The 3,549-nt window shown below is 33.1% G+C and carries 3 protein-coding genes; 2 read left to right on the top strand and 1 reads right to left on the bottom strand.

Annotated elements, in window-relative coordinates:
* On the bottom strand, positions 1 to 921 hold a 921-nt coding region (locus tag P8M54_RS13855), incomplete at its 3' end, for an alpha-amylase family glycosyl hydrolase (RefSeq protein ID WP_300288557.1).
* A 655-nt stretch (positions 922 to 1,576) separates the two neighbouring features.
* Here P8M54_RS13855 and P8M54_RS13860 point away from each other — a divergent pair.
* Together P8M54_RS13860 and P8M54_RS13865 are read left to right on the top strand one after the other, a co-directional pair.
* The gene (locus P8M54_RS13860; protein WP_300288559.1) at positions 1,577 to 3,007 is read left to right on the top strand and encodes a peptidylprolyl isomerase; all 1,431 of its coding nucleotides are present in this window, start codon (positions 1,577 to 1,579) and stop codon (positions 3,005 to 3,007) included.
* Positions 3,008 to 3,085: 78 nt separating this feature from the next.
* Positions 3,086 to 3,549, top strand: a 464-nt coding sequence (locus P8M54_RS13865; protein WP_300288558.1) for an AAA family ATPase, incomplete at its 3' end; no start/stop codon positions are given.

Consider the following 3,549-nt stretch of genomic DNA (forward strand, 5'->3'; position numbering starts at 1 on the left):
AAAATCAAAAACAGAGCTATTTGCATTATTGGCCCACCATTCTAATGTGTTTACGTTAGCATCCCAGTATTCTCCAACCGAAAAACCACCTATATTTGCATTCCAATCTTTAACTACCCATGGAGCAAATCCTTTCACGTAGTCAAATCTCCAACCATCAAATTTCATGGTATTTTTATAATATTTCCCAACTCCATCTGCCCTTAGCCAAAGCCAATTTTGAACATTTGGCACAACATGTGCTAAATCAGGAAAGCCTCCAAAAGCCCCTTCGTCATTGTTTCCGTAAGCATTTTTGTAAAAATCAGCACTAGTTCTAGGAAATTTTCCTGAGGCAACACCTTTGAAATTGGTGTAGGTTTGTGTTCCAGTAAAGGGATTGTTTTCTAATTGTCCTCCGCTATTATGATTCAATACCATATCAGCATAGACTTGTAAGTTTTCTGTATGTGCCTTTGTGATTAAGTTAACTAGTTCTGTTTTGGAGCCAAAACGTGTTTCTATCGTTCCATTTTGGTTGTAATTTCCAAAATCAAAATAATCTGTTGGGTCATATCCCATAGAAAAAGGGCCGTTTTGAGCCTTTGAAACAGGAGGAAGCCAAATAGAGCCAATTCCAGCATTGGACCAAGCGGTAACTTTAGTTCCTAAAGTGTTCCACCAGTTCCCACCTGCGGGAACATCCCAATAAAAGGCTTGCATCATTACTCCGCCTCCAGGATTAGCCACATATTTACCTGTAGTAGAAGAAATATTCGACTTACCAGTGCTAAACGGGTGTCCGTCATGATGAGTTACATTGATTACTTTGGTAGAAGCTTTTGCTTCTAGAGCTGTAGTTTGCAGGTCATCAGTGTAATTACATGAATTAAGCGATAGCGCTAGTGCAGCTACAGCAATTTTGAAATTGGTTTTTTTCATAATTTGAAAGGTTAGTTAATAATGTGGTATTGGTTGTTATATTATATGATTTATGAAATGAAAATCTTTATTTTTTGTCAAAAGTGTTTTATTTGTCTTATTTTTTTATTGAATTGTTTGTTTTGATGTTGCCAATTTATATAAAATTTTATTTTGACTTTTTTTTAATTTTGGATTATGGCTACGAAAACGTTGTAGTGTTTAAAAGTATTTTTCAATATTCTATATCAGATATGATACATAGTATTTTTACTGCGTTTTTTGAAGACAATTGTGTTTTTTTAACCCTAATCTAAGATGCTGATTAGGCAATATATCGACTATTGATTGCTTTGTTGAATTTTTAGCTCTCGTTGAGTTGTTTTAATTCCTTGCATATGATTTTTCATCAGGAACCGATTGAACAGGAGGTAGGGTAAGTTGTTGGTTTTTACGATTTATGTTGCTCTATAAATTTATGTTAATACTATGGTGTAAACTTGGAATATGTATTTGAATTGTTATTTTTGTTCGTTATTACTTCAGAAATTGTTTTTGCTTGAAGCTATTATTGTTGTTGCTTTAGATGTATATTTGGCAATGGAAATATAGAAACATTGGCTTGATACAAATTAGGAATAACTTAAAAGCAAGTAATAGCTAACAATTCAAATACATTATTATTAAAACATTACAAATGAAATCCATCTCGAATAAAATTGCACTTCTGTTTTTTGTCATGCTTTTTTCAAATACAGTGCTGCAGGCTCAAGAAATCATCAAAGATTCAGTTAGTAAACCTGTTAAAAAAGTAAGTTCGGGCAATAGATTAAAAATTGATGGCGTAGTTGCGACCGTAGGGGATTATATTATCTTGGATTCAGATATTGATAAATCATTTTTAGAGATTTCAGCTGGTGGAGGTTCAGTTAAAGATATTACGAGATGCCAGATGTTAGGGAAGTTACTAGAAGATAAGTTGTATGCCCACCAAGCAATACAGGATAGTGTGAAAGTTACTGACGCTGAAATTAAATCAGTGATGGAAGAGAAGCTCGATTTTATCGTTGGTAAGATTGGCTCAATGGATAAAGTGGTAGAGTACTACAAGAAAAATTCAGAAGAAGAACTAAAATCCTATTTTTTTGACATTTTGAAGGAACAAAAATTAAGTTCTGAGATGCAAAAAAAGATTGTTGATGAAATTGAAATAACACCTGAGGAAGTTCGTAATTTTTTTAAAGGAATACCTAAAGATGAATTACCTCTTTTTGGTGCTGAGATGGAAGTGGCTCAAATTGTGGTAACACCTAAGATTTCAGAAGCCGAAAAACAAAAGGTAAGAGACAAATTAAATGAGTTTAAAAAAGAAGTAGAGGCCGGATCTAGTTTTAGTACTAAGGCTGTACTGTACTCAAAAGATCCTGGTTCAGCTACCAACGGTGGTTTTTATAAAATGAATAGAAAAACCCCTTTCGTTAAAGAATTTAAGGATGTTGCTTTTAGTTTACAAGAAGGTGAGATTTCAGCACCTTTTGAAACTGATTTTGGTTTTCACATTATATATGTTGAGAAGATTAAAGGTCAAGAGATCGAATTGCGACATATTTTATTAATTCCATCGGTAAGCGAGGATGAAGTGAAAATTGCTAAAGATAAAATTACGTTAATTAGAAATAAAATTATTGACAAGAAATTAACATTTGCTGAAGCAGCTAGAACAGAATCTGATCAAAAAGAGACTCGAGCTAATGGTGGTGTTTTAATCAACCCAAATACGCAAGATACTCGTTTTGAATTGACAAAAATGGATCCAAGTTTATATAGCCAAGTATCGAATTTAAAAGATGATGCTATTTCTCAACCGATTTTGGATACTGATGAAAATGGAAAGAAAAGCTACAAAATTATAACAGTGACCAATAGAATCAATGAGCACACCGCTAATTATGCTACGGATTATATTAAAATTAAAGATTTAGCTCTAAAAGAAAAGCGTATTAAAGCAATTGGTGCTTGGTTTGATGAAAAAATCAAAGAGACCTATATTAAAATCTTAGGGGAATATAGAGATTGTGACTTTACAAATAACTGGTTGAAAAAATAATTTTTACAGAACAAATAAAAAGAGTTAGCTTTATGATTTCATAGAGTTAGCTCTTTTTTAATTTAAAATACATTCGAAATGTCTGACGTTGCCGCGATACAAAATTTGGTTCAAAAAAGGAATCAACTCAAAAATGAAATAGCAAAAGTTATAGTAGGACAGGATGCTGTCGTAGATCAAATTTTAGTTTGTATTTTCTCAGGAGGTCATGCTTTGCTTGTAGGTGTTCCCGGATTAGCAAAAACCTTGTTAGTAAACACTTTAGCGCAGGCTTTAGGATTGGATTTTAAACGAATTCAGTTTACGCCGGATTTAATGCCTTCTGATATCTTAGGTAGTGAGATCTTAGATGAAAACCGCCAATTTAAATTTATAAAAGGGCCTATTTTTTCTAACATCATACTTGCTGATGAAATTAATAGAACGCCTCCTAAAACACAGGCAGCACTATTAGAAGCGATGCAAGAACGTGCGGTAACTATTGCAGGTGAAAATCATAAATTAGATTTGCCTTACTTTGTTTTGGCAACCCAAAATCCAAT

This window comes from Flavobacterium sp. (genome assembly GCF_029242675.1).
GTDB lineage: Bacteria > Bacteroidota > Bacteroidia > Flavobacteriales > Flavobacteriaceae > Flavobacterium.